Source organism: Pseudarthrobacter sp. CC12 (assembly GCF_039907755.1).
GTDB lineage: Bacteria > Actinomycetota > Actinomycetes > Actinomycetales > Micrococcaceae > Arthrobacter > Arthrobacter niigatensis.
This window is the reverse complement of the sequence record NZ_JARDJH010000005.1, coordinates 48,091-64,516: the sequence shown is the minus strand read 5'-3', so window position 1 is coordinate 64,516 and position 16,426 is coordinate 48,091. Positions and strand designations below refer to the sequence as shown.

Here is a 16,426-nt window from a genome sequence, read left to right as displayed (position 1 = left end):
CGCCGCTTCCTAGCCGGCGGCGGTGAGGAACTGCTTCAGCAACGGCCCGGAGGTGGTGGCGCCCAGGCCGCCGTCCTCCACGAACACGGCCACGGCCAGGTCACCGTGGACGGCCACGATCCAGGCGTGGGTCTTGGGCGGGTTCTCGGTTCCGAATTCGGCGGTTCCCGTCTTGGCTCCTACCGGTGCGCCGGGGACGCTGGACAGGAAGCCCGCGTGCCCGGAAGTGACCACGGCGCGCATCATGTCCGACAGCGATGCCGCCTCCGCTGCGGTGATGGGCTTGTCCGACGCCGTGGAGGGCGCCTGCGCAGTGGCCGTCGCCGATGCTTCGGCTGCTGGAGCGGTGGAACCCGCCGTTGTTCCGGCGGCGGGAGCACCGGCGTCGGGGTTCAGGACCAGCTGCGCCGAGACCGGGGCGCCCTTGGCGACCGAGCCGGCCATGATCGCGGCGGCCAGCGGGGACAGCAGCACTTTGCCCTGGCCAATCATGGAAGCCGCGTGCTCCGTGCCCTGGGCTTCACCTGGGACGGAACCCAGGAATGCTTCTGCGCCGAGTTTGGGTGCTTCAACCGCCACCCCCATGGATGTGGCCGCTGCTTCAAGCTGGCCCTGTGAGACAGAATCGCGCTGCGAGATGAAGGCGGTGTTGCAGGAGTGGGCGAAGGCGTCGCGCAGGGTGACCGCACCCAGCGAGGTTTCCGGGTAGCCTTCGGAGTTCTTGAAGGTCCGTCCGTCGACCGTGAGCGTGGGCGTGCACTGGACGGTGGAGTCCGGCGTCATCCCGTTGCGGAACATTGCAAGGGAATCCACCATCTTGAAGATGGATCCGGGGGCGTACTGCCCCAGCATGGCCGTGTTGTAGCCGTTGCTGCCGGGCCCCGAGGCGGCGGCCAGCACGGCGCCGCTGGAGGGCCTCAGGGCCACAATGGCCGACGCCGGACCCACCTTATCCAGGGTGGTTTCGGCCAGAGACTGCAGCCGCGGATCGAGCGTGGTCTTCAATGGCGTCCCCGGCTTGGGTGCCACCTGGAAGAGGACGCGCCGCGGGTCCGTACCCGCCGACTGGATCTGTTCGCGGGTCAGGTCTGCCCGCTGCGCGCGGATGACCACCGCGTCCGAGCCACGGAGCTGTTCGTCATACTGTTGCTGGAGCCCGCCGATACCGGTGACATCACCCGCGGTAAGGACGCCTTTCGAGGCCTCAATCTGTTCGGCGGTGGCTTCCCCAACGGATCCGAGCACTGCGCGGGCAAACGTCCTGCTCGGGGCCAGGGGGATCGACGCCGGGATCCCGCGGGCGCCGGGAATGGCCGCGATCTGCTCGTCTGAGATGGTGCGGCCTTCTTCACGCAGCGTGATCGCGGAAACAAAGGCCTGTGCCCCTGCCGCCTTGACCTGCTGTACGTACGCGGCAGGGTCCACACCCACCAGTGCCGCCAGCTTACCGGCGGAATCGGCCGGGTCCGCGGTGCCGAGCTGCGGTTTGTCGATGCCCACGTTCACCACGGGGCGGTAGGTCACCAGCGGGACGTCACCGGCGCCAAGGATGTCTGCACGCTGGGGGGACTGGGATCCCTTGGTCACAATCTCACTGTCCGCCAGGCCTGGTGCCAGGATGGCCGGGTCCCAGACGGTGAGCCACTTGCCGCCGGACTTCTTGAAGTTCACTGCGATGGTGTACTTCCACTCCGCATCGCCGAATTTCCAGGTGTAGTTCAAGGGCGCCGACGCCTTGTCTCCGTCCAGCGTCAGGGTGCCTGACTGGACCTCTGGCTTTTGCGGGTCCAGTGCCGCGAAGACCTGGTGCAGCTGGTCGTTTGCCGCTGCGGCGTCTTTGCCCTCGAAAGCCACAGACCCTACATCGAGCGCGGAGACCGCACCGGCCAGTTGTTGGGCGGCAGCTTCCGCTCCGGATGTTCCGTCATCGCAGGCGACCAGTGTGGAACTGAGAATGAGCGCAGCTACGGCAAGCGAAAGTTTCGTTGATTTCCCCATCGCGCCATTATCCCCCGGACCGGACGTGGGCCGCGCCACGCCGGCGGTTGCCGCCGTGCAGTGGCCTAGGACAGGCCCAGATCCGGGACCGGGAGCTTGAAGATGTCCTTGAGGGCATACTTTGCCGCGTGCAGCCCGGGCATGCCCGTGACACCGGGACCAGGGGGCGTCGATGACGAGCACAGGTAGACGCCGAGCAGCGGTGTCCGCCACGGGACGGGAGATACCACCGGTTTCTGGACAAGTCCGCGGACATCCATCACGCCGGCGCTGAAGTCGCCCCCAATGTAGTTGCGGTTATAGCCGGCCAGTTCCGCAGCGGTGATGGCGTGCGATTCCACCACGAGGTCGCGGAAGCCCGGCGCGAACCGTTCCAATTGGGCCACCACCTGGCTGGTCATGTCCTTCGTCGAGCCGGACGGCACATGGCAGTAGGTCCACAGGATGTGCCGGCCTTCCGGTGCGCGGCCGGCATCGAACCGGGAGGGCTGGGCCACGAGCACATACGGCCGTTCAGGGTGGCGTCCGGCACTGACCTCGTTCTCCGAGCGCGCGAGCTCAGCCCGCGTGCCGCCCACATGAACCGTCCCGGCGTCGGAGAGCCCGGCTGCCTGCCACGGCACGGGGCCGGACAGGATGAAGTCCACCTTGCAGGAGCCGTTGCCGTAGCGGAAACGCTCCAGCGCCCTGCGGTAGTGGGCGGGAAGGGAATGTCCTGCCATTCCGAGCAGCCCCGCGGGGGCAACGTCCAGGAGGGTGGCGCGGGCAGCCGGAAGCTGTTCCAGCCTGTCGATCGGCGTGTCGGTGTGAATGGCGCCGCCGTGTGCCCGGATGTCGTCGGCAAGTGCTTCGGCAATTGATGCGGAACCGCCGCGGGGGATGGGCCACCCGCCGGCGTGCCCCAGGGCGCCAAGCATGAGACCGGCGCCGGAGGCTGCGAGGGAGGGCAAATGGGAAATGGCGTGGGCGGCCACACCGCTGAGGAGTGCCGGCGCAAGTTCGTCCCGGAACCTGGCGTTCCACAGTCCGGTGCCCTGCTCCATTGTCCGCAGCCCATAGACGGCGGCCACCAGGGGGTTCCGGGGAATCCGGAGGAGCTGGTTCTGCGTGAAGTCCATGACAGCGTCGATATGCCGGACCAATGGTTCCATGAGCCGCCGGTATGCGGGGCCGTCCTGGCCCAGCTCCGATGCCGTCCTGTCCAGCGACTTGTAGGCCAGCGCCGCGCGGCCCCCGTCCAGCGGTGACCCGAAGGAAATCTCCGGGGTAACCAGCTCCACCCGCCGGGGCAACTCGAAGGCACGGAAGAAAGGGGAAGCAACGGCCATGGGATGCACCGCAGAGCAGACGTCGTGGAAGTGTCCCGGCCGCATGAGCTCTATGGTCCGGGTGCCACCACCGATTTTGGGGGCTGCCTCGAAGACTTCCACTGACAACCCGGCGCGTGCCATGACCGCTGCCGCGGAGAGTCCGTTGGGACCGGAACCGACTACCGCGACATCAGGCATGGGACTTTGCTTTCGAGGGAAGCAGCGGAGCGGCCGGGCCGAATGGATTTAGCCGGAACCGGTCCGGTGCGTTGGCAAACGGACCGCCGTGGGGATCGTCGAGGTGGTGCCGGCGGATGGGATCGTACATGGGATCGTAGATATCCCAGACGACGCGTGCCATGAGGTAGCCCACCGCGACCATGTGCGCGGCCACAGCCAGGACGTAGTAGGGCATGTCCAGGTTGTGCTGGGAGGAACCTGCGCTGGTCACCTGACCAAGGTACATCCAGATGGCAGCCCAATGCAGGGCTTCGACGCCCTGCCACACGAGGAAGTCACGCCACCGCGGCCTGGCCAGCGCCAGCAGCGGGATGAGCCACACCACGTACTGCGGGGAATAGACCTTGCTGGTCAGGATGAAGGCAGCCACGATCAGGAATGCGAGTTGCGCCAGGCGCGGGCGGCGACGGGCGGTGAGGGCAACAGCAGCGATCCCGAGGCAGGCCACCACGAAGAGTCCGCCCGACAGGAGGCTGACGCCTTCGGCACCCAGCTTGGACCAGCCCAGCCTGTCCGCCACCAGGTTGTAGGCAAACCAGGGGGAACTGTATCCGGCGCCCCGGTCGGCGCTGTACTGGAAAAAATAGGTCCAGCCGGAAAAGTTCGCGAGGGCGAAAGGGAGGTTGACCACCAGCCATGCGGCGGCGGCGCTCCCGGCGGTAACCAGCAGTGGCCGCCATCGGGCAGTCCGAACCGCCAGCAGCAGGATGGCCGCCAGCACCAGCACGGGATACAGCTTGGTGGCTGTGGCCAGGCCGATCAGCACGCCGGCGGGAACCAGCCGCTGCCTGGCGAAGAGATACATTCCCAGCGCAAGCAGGCAGGCAGCCCAAAGGTCCCAGTTGATGGTCCCGGCCAGCACGATGCCCGGCGCCAGTGCCACCATGGCAGCGTCCCAGGGACGGCGGCCGGGCATCCGCGCAGTCACCAGCACGGTAATCATGGCCGCCGCCGCCAGCAGCACGGCGTTGATGTCGAAGTAGGCCAATGCCTGGGCGTTGGCGTCCCCTCCCGGGACCAACCATGCCGTCAAGCCCGCGATCAATCCGATGAGAACGGGGTATTCGAACAAGCTGCCGCTGCCCACGATGGGAAAGACTCCCGCTGCCATGCCCCGGTTCCGGAACAGCTCCGGAAAGTCCGAGTAGCAGGTGGCATAGAACTGCGTGGGAGTCTCCCACCCGTTGGCCCTGCAATAACCCTTGAGCAGGATCCCCAACAGGGCTGCCAGCGCCGTGAGGGCAATGAGCACGCGCTCCACGGTAAAGATGCCAGGGGTGACGACCCCGGGATCCGTCCGGGTCCCCAGCGGGCCGCCTATTACCTCGGTGAAATTCCGCAGGAGGGTGTCGCTTCGGCTGGGCACCACGATGCGGGGCCGTCGACCATCCTCCGGCGCCTGGGTCTCGTGCATGGGATCGAGCTTACAGCCGGCCCCTTTCCACGGGACCGGGGCCCGCCGTCAGCGCAGGCCGCCAACCTGCTGGTGCATCAGCACGAATACGTCATTTCGATGCTGCTCCAGCAGGTCGCTGTTAAGGGAACTGCGGCGCTGCAGGGGACGGGACAGGAGTCTCATGATTCTTTGCATCAAGGGGAGCCACCTCCTTTCTTGGGCAGTCGGAAATAGGCATGACAAATCAGCGCCTTTTAGGGCGCACAAAAGTAAGGCAGAAATAAGGACCTGCAATCCATGGAAGAAATCCAGACTAATTGCAGGAATCAGCGCAATTGAAAGTTCGGACAATTACGGGAGTTGCGCCGGAGCTGGCCATTGCCGGCGTCGGTGGCCCGGGCAGGGACATCGGACGACAAAGGAAGGAGTGATGCGGTGGCTATCAAAGAGCCAGCGGAGTGCGTTCCTTTACCGGACGGCTGTCCCGGGCGGAAGCCCGTGCGGGGTCCCGGCCGGAGACTGGTGCCGTTTAGCGGCGCCGCAGGCCCTAGACGGCGGCTGAACGCCAGGTATCCGGGGTATCCGAGGCAACGCTTGCAGAATCAGCAAAGGCCGGGAACGCATTGACGAGGGCATTCCATTCGCCAGTCAAAGTCATCATTTTCCCAACCTCCTTTTCTGCTGTCCGCTGCTTGGTGTGCAATGCGGTCTTGGCCCCGGCAGATTGCCGCGGGGTCAGGAATAAAGGTACCCCAGGAATCTGCGAAAGGCCAGCAATTCCCGGGAAATGCGGATTAGTTTTTTACTAAAGGCGATTCAGAGGCCCCAACGGACAATGGCGGGCGTCTTCTTATCCCAGCCCAGGGTGCATACTTTGGCAGTTCCCAGGACAAAGTGCCGTCCCTCCGCGGGCGGCAATTCCAGCCAGCGGGCAGTCAGGATCCGGGAGAAATGCCCGTGTGCCACGATCAGCACGTTGTCCATCCCTGATTCGAGGATCCGGCCGATGATTTTGTCCGCCCTGGCGGCCACCTCGTCCAGGGTCTCGCCGTTGGGTACGCCGTGGGTCCAGATCAAGTAATCGGGGTTGTCCTTGCGGATCAGGTCGGAGCTGATGCCTTCGTAATCGCCGTAGTTCCATTCCACGGCCAGCGGCTCATGCCGGGCATCGGGGAATCCAGCCAGCTCGGCGGTTCGCCGTGCGCGCCGCAGCGGGGAGGTGAGCACCAGATCGAAATCGACGCCGTCCAGTACCTTGCGGGCCTCGACGGCCTGCTGTTCACCCTCCACGGTCAGGGGGAGGTCGGTCAGGCCGGTGTACTGACCGCTTTTGGACCACTCGGTCTCACCGTGGCGGAGGATCCAGAGCTGGGGGCGCGGGGCAAGGGCGGGATTGGTCACTTGGACTCCTCAACGGGTGAAGGTTCGACGACGGCTGGAGAGGCTTCTGCCCCGGGTCCGGAAGGTGCGGATTCAGGCTGTTCAGCCCACCAGCGGAGCAGGCGCGCCTCCGCTTCCTCCGTGGGCAGCGGTCCATGCTCCATCCGTTCATTCAGGAGGAACTTATAGGCCCGGCCCACTACAGGCCCCGGTTTAAGCCCCAGCAGCTCCATGATCCGGGCACCGTCGAGATCCGGGCGCACCGCATCCAGGGATTCCTGTTCACGCAGGGCTGCGATCCGTGACTCGAGGTCGTCATAGGCGAAGGCCAGGCGTTCTGCCTTCCGCTGGTTCCTGGTGGTGACATCGGAGCGGGTAAGCCGGTGCAGCCGCTCCAGCAGCGGCCCGGCGTCCGTGACGTAGCGCCGGACGGCGGAGTCACTCCAGCCGGCGTCACCGTAGCCGTAGAAGCGCATGTGCAGTTCCACCAGCCGCGCCACGGCCTTGGTGGTGTCGTTGTCGAACCGCAACGCCTTCATCCGCTTGCTGGTGAGTTTGGCACCCACCATGTCGTGGTGGCGGAAGCTCACCGCGCCGCCCGGTTCGAAGCGGCGCGTAACCGGCTTCCCGACGTCGTGCATCAAGGCTGCGAACCGCAGTACGAAGTCCGGCGCGGGCACAGGCCCGTCCGCGTTCGTTTCAAGTTCGGCTGCCTGTTCCAGGACCTGCAGGGAATGCTGGTAGACGTCCTTGTGCCGGTGGTGCTCGTCGGATTCCAGGCGAAGGGCGGAAACCTCGGGCAGCACATGTTCGGCCAGTCCCGTATCCACAAGGATGTCGATCCCGGTCCGCGGCCGGGCCCCGCAAACGAGCTTGACCAGTTCGTCCCGCACGCGTTCCGCGGAAATGATCTTGATCCGGTCGGCCATGCGCGTCATGGCGTCCCGGACGTCGTCGTGGACTGTGACGCCCAGTTGCGCGGCGAACCTGGCCGCCCGCATCATCCGGAGCGGATCATCGGAGAAGGACGCCTCCGGTGCACCGGGGGTTGCCAGGATGGAAGCGTGAAGGTCGCGGACCCCGCCGAAGGGGTCCACCAGTTCCATGGACGGCAGTTTCAACGCCATGGCGTTGATGGTGAAGTCCCGGCGCAGCAGGTCATCGGTGAGGGAGGAACCGAAAGCCACCACGGGCTTGCGGGAGTCGGGATCATAGGCCTCGGCCCGGTAGGTGGTGATTTCGATCTGGAAGCCGGCCTTGCGCATGCCGATGGTGCCGAATGCCCGGCCGATCTCCCAGAAGTTGTCCGCCCACTTCTTGATCAGTGCCACCGTCTGGTCCGGCGTGGCCTCGGTGGTGAAGTCGAGGTCGGGGGAAACCCGGCCAAGGAAGAGGTCGCGCACCGGACCGCCCACCAGGGACAGCTCGTGGCCGGCGTCCACGAAGCGCTGCCCGAGCTCCAGGACCACCGGCGGTACCTTGAAGTCGACAGTGTGGGAATCAATCTTGTGATGTGCGTGCGCCATAGTTCCTTAAGCTTGGCAGAAACCAGCGCCTTGGCAGTCCAAAAAAGCGTCACGATCCGCGCTGATTCGGGTTCCCGTGCGGAAAGTGCGTCATATCCCGTCCATGTTGTTGTCATGTTCCGGTCATCACGGGAGGGCAACAGTCGTTAGAGTGGACTCCATGGCCCATCCAGTACCGAGCGCTCCAGGCAGGAGGACAAACGCACCGTTGCCGTCAGCAATAGGTGCGCACGTTGCCCCTGCCCAGCAGTCGGCACCGGCATCGCTGCCAACGGTTGAGGAAGTGTCGGCCGGCGGCGTGGTGGTGGACACGTCCGACGCCGAACTGAGGGTTGCCATCATCGCCCGCCTTAACAGGGGTGGACGCCTTGAATGGTGCCTGCCCAAGGGGCATCCGGAAGGTAAGGAAAACAACGAAGAGGCCGCGGTCCGGGAAATTGCCGAGGAAACCGGCATCGAGGGAGACATCCTGGCACCTCTGGGCAGCATCGATTACTGGTTCACCGTCAGCGGCCACCGGGTCCATAAGACCGTGCACCATTACCTCCTGCGTGCCACGGGCGGTGAGCTCACCATCGAAAACGATCCCGACCAGGAAGCCGTGGACGTGGCCTGGGTGCCCATCCAGGAGCTGGCACGGAAGCTGTCCTTCCCCAATGAACGCCGCATCGCCGACCTCGCCCGCGAGGTCCTTCCCGGGCACCTTTAAGCCCGGACGCCGCCGTCGTCGTGGCGGTGTTATGCGCCCGCGGGTGAGACGATGAAGTCGATGTCAGCTACCAACTTTCCTTCCGACCGGTCAGGCCGGCCCGATGATGCCGCGCCCGACGGCGTCCCCCCTGAGCCCGCCGCTCCGGACCTTGCGGAGCCTGCTGCGGCAGGCGTCAGCGAGACCCGTTCCAGCGCCATCATGGCTGCCGGGACGCTGGTGTCGCGTTTCCTCGGCTTCGGCAAGACCTGGATGCTGGGTACCGCCCTGGGCCTCGGTTCAACGGTCAATGACACGTTCATCAATGCCAACAACCTGCCCAACCTGATCTTCCTCCTGGTGGCCGGCGGCGTGTTCAACGCCGTGCTGGTCCCGCAGATCATCAAGGCCAGCAAGGCTCCGGACAGGGGAGCGGACTACATCAGCCGGCTGCTGACGCTGGCTGTCCTGCTTCTCTTCGGCCTGACTGCGCTGGTTACCCTGGCGGCCCCGGGGGTCATCGAGCTGACCACGCAGGGGTACTCCCCGCAGCAGAAGGCCCTCGCCGTCACCTTTGCGTTCTGGTGCCTGCCGCAGATCTTCTTCTATGGGCTCTACGCCCTGCTCACCCAGGTCCTGAACGCCAACGGCGCGTTCGGCCCTGCCATGTGGGCACCTATCCTGAACAACGTGGTGGCCATCGCCGGCCTGGGAATGTTCATCTGGATCTTTGGCACGAACGAGTTCAGCCCCCACACACTGGACAACTGGGGTGCCACCCAGACACTGTTGGTGGCCGGGTTCTCCACTATTGGCGTGCTGTCGCAGACGGCGATCCTGCTGGTACCCGTCTTCCGGCTGAAGCTGGGACTTCGGCCCAGGTTCGGCTGGCGCGGCGTAGGACTTGGGCACGCCGCAAAGCTGAGCGTGTGGACGCTGCTGACGGCCGCCGTCGGGCAGCTGGCCTTCCTGTATGTCATGCGCATCGCCACCATCCCCGGCGCGGAGCGCATCCGGCTGCAGGAGGCGGGGGACCCGGCCGCGTCCACCCTGCCCGGCAACGCCGTCCTCGAAGTGGCCAGCCAGCTGTACCTGCTGCCGCACTCGATCATCGCGCTATCCCTGGCCACCGTGCTGTTCAACCGCATGACCCGCGCCTCCCAGGAGGGCAACCGGGCCGAACTGCGGGATGCGCTCTCGCACGGCCTGCGGACCATGGCCGTCGCCACCGTCTTTGGTGCGCTGGCGCTGTTCGCCCTGGCCGGTCCGCTGGGCATGTTCTTCTCGGGCGGCCTGCGCCAGGACGGCGTCATGCTGGCCCAGACACTGACCATACTGGCCCTCAGCACCCCGTTCATGAGCGCCAACTTCATGATGTCCCGCGTGTTCTACGCCAACGAGGACGCCCGCACCCCGTTCTACGTTCAGCTGCTGCTCGCCGTGGTGTACGTCGCGGGTGCGTTCGCCATCCAGTTCCTGCCGGTGGGCCAGATCATCTATGCCATCGCCATCCTGTACATGGTGGGCAACATCCTTTCGGTGGTCATCAGCGCGGTGTTCCTGCGCCGCATGCTGGGGCACCTGGACGGCGCCCGGATCGCCAATTCATACATCAGGATGGGATACGCGGCCCTGGGCTCGGCAATCGCCGGTGCCGGCGCCCTGTGGCTCATGGGCAGCTACAACCCCGACGGTTTCGCCTGGAGCGGCCGCCTCCAGGCACTCGTGACGCTCATTATCGTGGGGCCGGTCATGCTGGCCGTCTACTTCCTGCTCCTCCGTGTGTTCCGTGTGTCCGAGCTCAGCGACATGCTCCGGCCCCTGCTGGGAAGGTTTGGCCGCGGTAACCAAGCCCAAGGGCCGGAAGCGGGGGACTCGCCGTCGTCCTCTCCCTCCGCTGGATCCCCTGCCCGCGGGAACCAGCCTGAGCGCGCCACCACCTCGGTGGACACCGGCCTGATCCCAAGGATTTCCGGCGAGTTCGACGCCGTCTCGTTCCGCGCCGGCCCGGACCCCCAGCGCGCGGGCGGACGCCCGGACACGCACGACGGCGGGGCACGGCAGGCTGCCGACAGCTCCTACCTGCCGGGCGAGGACCAGCCGAGCACCGCCCGCGGCGGCCTGCTCAGCGAGCAGATTCCGCTTCCGGGCCGCAGGACCTACCAGGGCAAGGCCGGTGAGAACCCATTTTTCAGTACCCGCCGCAAGCGCAAAAAGTAAGTTCCGCAGCCTGTGGCGGCCGTCTTCTCCGCGGCCGTCCGGTGCGGATCGGCTAGGATCGAACAGATACAGGGGTAGTTGCATTCAGGCCGGGCCGTGCGCGCGGGCACCTGGAAAGCGGTTGCGTCATTGAGGCCGGCAATCCCGGACAGTCTAGGAGGAACACGTGTCCAACCCGATCGATGTCGGATCAGTACTGGGCGGCCGCTACAAGGTCACCGCCACAGTGTTGGCCTCGCACGACCACGATCTGGTGCTGGATGGTGTGGACCAGGTCCTGAACCGCCCGGTCAGCATCCTGGTTGCCGGACCGGAGAACACTGAGCAGGTTGCCCAGAGCGCCCGCGAGGTGGCTACGGGCGAACGGCCCGGAACGGTGCAGGTGCTGGACCTTGGCGTGACCGAGGACGCAACCTACCTCATCACCAACCACACTTCGGCGGCCGATCTCCTGGACCTGGTGGTGGCGCCCAATCCGCCCTACGTCGAGCCGTTCTTCACAGACACCCTGGGCAGTGAAATCTTCGGACAGGCCCGCTCGCACGAGCCTGAACCTTACGACGAGGAAGACCACGTCGAGGCCGGCTACATCAGCTACGCCGATTCACACCCCAACCCGGTTGATAACTACCGTTCAGCTCCTGAGAGGTCAGCCCCGGAACGTTCAGCTCCCGCCGTTCCGCCCAGGCCGCCGGTGAGGCCCGCTGCCCAGCAGCCCACTTCCCAGGGCCGTTCCGGGGCTGCTGCCGCAGGTGCCGCCGCTGCCGGTGCTGCCGCCGCCGGTGCGGGTGCCGCCAAGTCGGGTGCCTCGCGGATTGATCCGGATGCCACTGCCGCCCAGCCTGTGGCGCACACTGCCGCAACCGAATCGGGGCGTGCCGTCTCAGCTGAGGCGGACACGGGCCCGAACGATACTGCTGCCCCGGCCGGCAGCCCTGCTGGGGAACAGTCTTCGGCTGCTGACCAGAAGCCGAAGGTCTCCTTGTGGTCCAATGATGACTACGCTCAGTCCGGAGGCCACGACGCTTACGAGGACTCCGATGGCGCGGTGGAGGAGCAGCGTCCGGTCAAGGGCAAGGCGGCCCTCTTTGCCCGTGCGGCCGCGCCCGCTGCGGCTGGTGTGTCGTTTGCCGACCGGGATGACGATGACGATGACCGGGACGAATCCGACAATCAGCCCCGCTCAATGCGCTGGTTGGTTGGCGGGCTGTTGGCTGTTGTCCTGATTGCGGGCCTGATCTTCGCGGTTACCAATCTTGGCAGCCTCTTCACATCAGAACCACAGGCCAAACCCACGGCTGCCCCTGTTACCAGCAGTGCTCCACAAAACTCGGCAACGGCAACCCAGGCAGCCCCGTCGGCTCCGCCGGCCGTCCCGCCGGTTATCGAGAGCGTCAGCCGGCAGGGGAATTTCGATTTCGCTGCCACATTCGATGGTGACCTGGTCAAGGCCTATGACGGAAATGCCGCCAGCTACTGGTCCGACATGGAATTTGCGACCGAAAACTGGGGTGGTCTGGCTCCCCAGGGCGTCCCCCTCGTGGTGAAGCTGAAAGGCACTGCAACCATCTCCTCAATCACGCTCTCCCAGCTGGGGGGATCGGGCGGCAACATCACCGTTTACACCAACGACCGGCCCTCCACGGACGGAGCCAAGGCGGTGGGGACGAACAGCTTCACGTCCACTGACTTGAACATGCCCCTTTCGGAACCCGTCCAGGCGCAGTACGTGATCATCTCCATCAATTCCCTCCCCAAGCTTGCAGCGCCGAAGACCCGGTACGGTTACGGTCTGCGGCTCGCCGAGATCAAGGTCCAGTAGCACTCCACCACCACCATCAAGCGGGCTGGTGCTGCCTCTGTGCTGCGGGATGGCCCACGTCGCTCGGGCGCTGGAATATTCAGCAAGCGGACACAGTTGTGCCATGTGGCCGGCCTCCGAGTGGAGGCGAGTCGAAAAAGGAAGAGGTTCACGGTCCAGTGACCATCGAAGAGAAGTCGGCGTCGGACGTTCGCGACGTCATCATTGTGGGCTCGGGCCCAGCGGGCTACACAGCAGCCGTCTACACCGCCAGGGCAAACCTCAAGCCTCTGCTACTGGCTGGATCGGTAACCGCCGGCGGCGAACTGATGAATACCACGGACGTGGAAAACTACCCGGGGTTCCCGGAGGGCATCATGGGACCGGACCTGATGGAGAACTTCGAGAAGCAGGCCGCCCGGTTCGGGACGGAGATCCAGTTCGAGGACGTTACTGACCTTGAACTCGACGGCCCCGTCAAGACGGTCACCATCGCAACGGGGGAGACCTTCAAAGCAAAGGCAGTCATTCTCTCCACCGGCTCCGCCTACCGGGAACTGGGCTTGCCCAACGAAAAGCGGCTCTCAGGACACGGTGTTAGCTGGTGTGCAACCTGTGACGGTTTCTTCTTCAAGGACCAGGACATTGCCGTCATCGGTGGCGGCGACTCGGCCATGGAAGAAGCGCTATTCCTCACCAAGTTTGCGAAATCAGTTACGGTTGTTCACCGCCGTGACTCGCTGAAAGCGTCGAAGATCATGGCAGACCGTGCCCTGGCCCACGAAAAGATCAATTTCGTCTGGAACAGCACCGTTGATGACGTCCTCGGCACGGATAAGGTAACCGGCCTCCGGTTGAAGAACCTTTTGGACGGTTCGCAGTCCGAGCTCGCTGTTACCGGAGTCTTCGTAGCCATTGGTAACGATCCCCGGACGGATCTCGTCAAGGATGTCCTGGACCTGGCTCCGGAAGGGACCATCGCAGTACAGGGGAGGAGTTCCCGGACCAGTCTTCCGGGCGTATTCGCTGCTGGCGATGTTGTCGACCCCACCTACCGGCAGGCCATTACCGCCTCAGGATCGGGCTGTGTTGCGGCTATCGACGTCGAGCACTATCTTGCCGACCTGTCCGCCTAATTTGCGCCACCGTAGTTTGAAAAGAAAGAGAAGGTTATGAGCAACGCAAAAGATGTAACTGACGCAAGTTTCGACACCGATGTCCTCTCTGCCGACAAGCCGGTCATCGTTGATTTCTGGGCCGAATGGTGTGGTCCGTGCCGCAAGCTCGGCCCTATCCTGGACGAGATCGCGGGGGAGTACAGCGAAAAGGTTGACGTTGTCAAAGTAAACGTCGACGACAACCCTGCCATCGCCGCGCAGTACGGGATTACCTCTATTCCGGCTGTCTACCTCTTCCAGGGCGGTGAGGTGAAGAGTACCGTCATCGGTGCCAAGCCGAAGCAGTTCTTTGAGAAGGAATTCGCCGACGTCCTCTCCTGATACGTGAGGTACCTGCAGTAGATGTTGCAGGAAAGACTTAGAAAGGTGGTCACTGCCAGCTGGCGGTGGCCACCTTTCTGCATCCGGCCCTTTAGAAGTGGACCACAGGCACCGGCATCGGGGACAGTGTTTCACGTGAAACACTGTCACGGTGTCCAAGGGGCGGGCCCACCCCGTGCTCTTCTCGCTACTCGACTCGGGCTCTGGTGTTGCAATTGCCAGGCTCCGCAGATCGAGCACCGCCCATCGAGTCGCGGCACACAGCGCAAAATATGGGCTCGTGAAGCGGATCTGCCCGGTCACAGGGTTCTGGCGCGGAACCGCGGGCAGGAAATCGAAGGATGCATGCTGTTTACGGTTACCGGGGGACCATCAGCAGCATGTCCGCTTGCGCCTGGAAACGAGACGACGATGTTGCGCCTAAGCCAACCCATTGAGACGTGGTGGCGTTTCACGTGAAACATCAGGTCAAGCAAAATGGCTCTCGGACTCGGACAATTAGCAGCAACCGACTTATGAATCCGAACTGCCAGGCTTCACAGTTTGTGAATCATCACGGATGACAGAATGACCGGTAGGTCTGCAATTCCCTATGAGTACGACAAAACTGTCTGCTGTTTCCTGCCATCGCTGTGCCGGCACTCCCCGCCCACTGCTCAAGCTGCGCCGAGCGGTAAGTGCTGCCGCTGATCCTGCTGGACTACGCCTGTAGAGTCCGTCAGCAGACGTGTGCACTAATGGAGCCGCGCTCCACGCATACCCAGGGCCCCGTTTCGATTTGCACCAAGCAAAGCAGCCGCCCAACCACGGCACGAAACATCTGACCGCCTAAATGCGATCCCGGCACATCAGCAGGGTCAACCGACGACAGTGGCACCCGCCAGGGCGCCCCAAGTGGCCTTCATCTGCCGTCAAAACGACTAAGGTCCCGGCTCCGCGCCGACGCCGGAGAAGGTATCTGTACATCTCAGTGAACCCAAAGACACTCTATTCGAAGCGATGTGAAGGAGGATCTTGAGCCTCCCGGCTCTGGGCACTGACTTTGGCGATAGATTCTACCGGTGATACCCGCTTTTCGCTGCGGATTGAGCCTGAGGACTTTCCGCTATGCCGACGTACAGGACTTCAGTCGCATCGCAGTCCGTTCTCAACTGTTGCCCCAGAGAGGATTATCGACAATATCGAAGTGCACCTTCCGAAGACCTGCAACTGTTTCGCGTGAAACATTGGCCACGCTTGCATTCGTTTCACGTGAAACATCGGCCGGGCTGCCATTTGTTTCACGTGAAACGGATGCTGCAGCTGCCCAGACTCATTCGGGGATAGCCTGACTGCCGGGGTATTGATTGATGCCTATGCTCCGGATCGTGGCTTCCACTCCAGTGGTGTCTCAGGACGGAGTACGATAGCCGCCATCGTATCGCCCCTGAGTTCCCGCTTAGGAGGAGCCAAGAAGTGTAGATCTGCCCTGGCTTCTTGTTCAAGCTGTGTCGCCAGTAGACGGGGTAGCAGGGTCGATCTTCGCGCCTGGGCATCACCTTCACCACGCGGGCTTAGGACTACTGTCTTAATGGGACAAGACAAGGTACGCGTCCTGGATGGCACCGCGGCAGAGGCGAGCCTCTAAGCAGCCCTTTCGCGGCTGCCCATAAGCGAGTCCGTGCGGCTCCTGAGACGGGCGAGACTTGAAACCTGCGCCATGAAGGAAGCACGGGCCTCCTGAGCGGGGTGGAGTTATCCACAACGTTATCCCCAGTCGCCTCGATGGGAATCAACAGACTTATCCACAGGTAATTGCACAACTGGCTTCGTTCGGAGGCCGGGAGCAACCCCTGACCATATGAACCGTCCACGCAGCGTGCGGGCCCCGCGCGGGCCAGGACAGGGTCCTCATTTGTAGCTTTGCGACGCCTGACTGACGGCCCGAGGAGATTAATTAACCTTCACTGGGTGACGCGACTGGTGATTTCGTCGTGCATGCATCGCTGCGCCCGGTTCCACGTGAAACATCGGCAGCAGCTCGCAGATTCCCAATCAGCAATTCCGGTGACCCCGGGGCAGGAAAGGCGGGAAAGGGGGACAGGAGGCGCGTGGCGACGCATCTGGCTGAACGTCTATATCCACAAAGTTATCCACAGCGATATCCACCGGTTAGGATGTGCCGACTACTTAGGGAAAACCCGGGTCCGGGGAGGAGGCAGCAGCGCCGGTCGAACTGCCGAGGCATGTTAGCCACAACAGACAAGATGGCTCCGGACTGGATACCGTCAGCCCCAGCCATCCTTGGCCACACTGCATCCCATTAGCAGCATCTGTCTCGAGCCCTTGGGCTAGCGTGCCTCGCCCGACGCACAGTGTCAGGAGGCTC

At 64.0% G+C, this 16,426-nt stretch carries 10 protein-coding genes; 5 read left to right on the top strand and 5 right to left on the bottom strand.

Features of this window, described 5'->3' with window-relative positions:
* Positions 1-9 precede the first annotated feature (9 nt).
* From PV772_RS05875 to PV772_RS05855, 5 genes are all read right to left on the bottom strand, one after another.
* Positions 10-1,998, bottom strand: coding sequence for a penicillin-binding transpeptidase domain-containing protein (locus tag PV772_RS05875; RefSeq protein ID WP_347885611.1), 1,989 nt, complete (start codon positions 1,996-1,998; stop codon positions 10-12).
* Between the two features lie 65 nt (positions 1,999-2,063).
* Positions 2,064-3,506: an NAD(P)/FAD-dependent oxidoreductase gene (locus tag PV772_RS05870; RefSeq protein ID WP_347885610.1), complete on the bottom strand. Its 1,443-nt coding sequence runs from the start codon at positions 3,504-3,506 to the stop codon at positions 2,064-2,066.
* Entirely contained in the window at positions 3,499-4,962 is a 1,464-nt protein-coding gene (locus tag PV772_RS05865) for a glycosyltransferase 87 family protein (protein WP_141182848.1), read from the bottom strand. Before PV772_RS05865 ends, PV772_RS05870 begins: the two co-directional genes overlap by 8 nt.
* A gap of 798 nt (positions 4,963-5,760) precedes the next feature.
* Positions 5,761-6,345, bottom strand: coding sequence for a histidine phosphatase family protein (locus tag PV772_RS05860; protein WP_141158817.1), 585 nt, complete (start codon positions 6,343-6,345; stop codon positions 5,761-5,763).
* Entirely contained in the window at positions 6,342-7,850 is a 1,509-nt protein-coding gene (locus PV772_RS05855; RefSeq protein WP_347885609.1) for a CCA tRNA nucleotidyltransferase, read from the bottom strand. Before PV772_RS05855 ends, PV772_RS05860 begins: the two co-directional genes overlap by 4 nt.
* A gap of 208 nt (positions 7,851-8,058) precedes the next feature.
* On the opposite strand from PV772_RS05855, the gene PV772_RS05850 reads away from it, so the two are divergent.
* The 5 genes from PV772_RS05850 (at position 8,059) to trxA (ending at position 14,058) form a co-directional block, all read left to right on the top strand.
* A complete protein-coding gene (locus PV772_RS05850) occupies positions 8,059-8,559 on the top strand; it encodes an NUDIX hydrolase (RefSeq protein WP_141158815.1) in 501 nt (166 codons plus the stop codon).
* Positions 8,560-8,619: 60 nt separating this feature from the next.
* Positions 8,620-10,758, top strand: a complete 2,139-nt coding sequence (gene murJ / locus PV772_RS05845; RefSeq protein ID WP_347885608.1) for a murein biosynthesis integral membrane protein MurJ — start codon at positions 8,620-8,622, stop codon at positions 10,756-10,758.
* Between the two features lie 166 nt (positions 10,759-10,924).
* A complete protein-coding gene (locus tag PV772_RS05840; RefSeq protein WP_141182852.1) occupies positions 10,925-12,580 on the top strand; it encodes a discoidin domain-containing protein in 1,656 nt (551 codons plus the stop codon).
* A 158-nt stretch (positions 12,581-12,738) separates the two neighbouring features.
* Complete coding sequence (trxB, locus tag PV772_RS05835) at positions 12,739-13,695, top strand: thioredoxin-disulfide reductase (protein WP_347885607.1); 957 nt, start codon at positions 12,739-12,741, stop codon at positions 13,693-13,695.
* A 36-nt stretch (positions 13,696-13,731) separates the two neighbouring features.
* A complete protein-coding gene (gene trxA / locus PV772_RS05830; protein ID WP_141158811.1) occupies positions 13,732-14,058 on the top strand; it encodes a thioredoxin in 327 nt (108 codons plus the stop codon).
* Positions 14,059-16,426 lie beyond the last annotated feature (2,368 nt).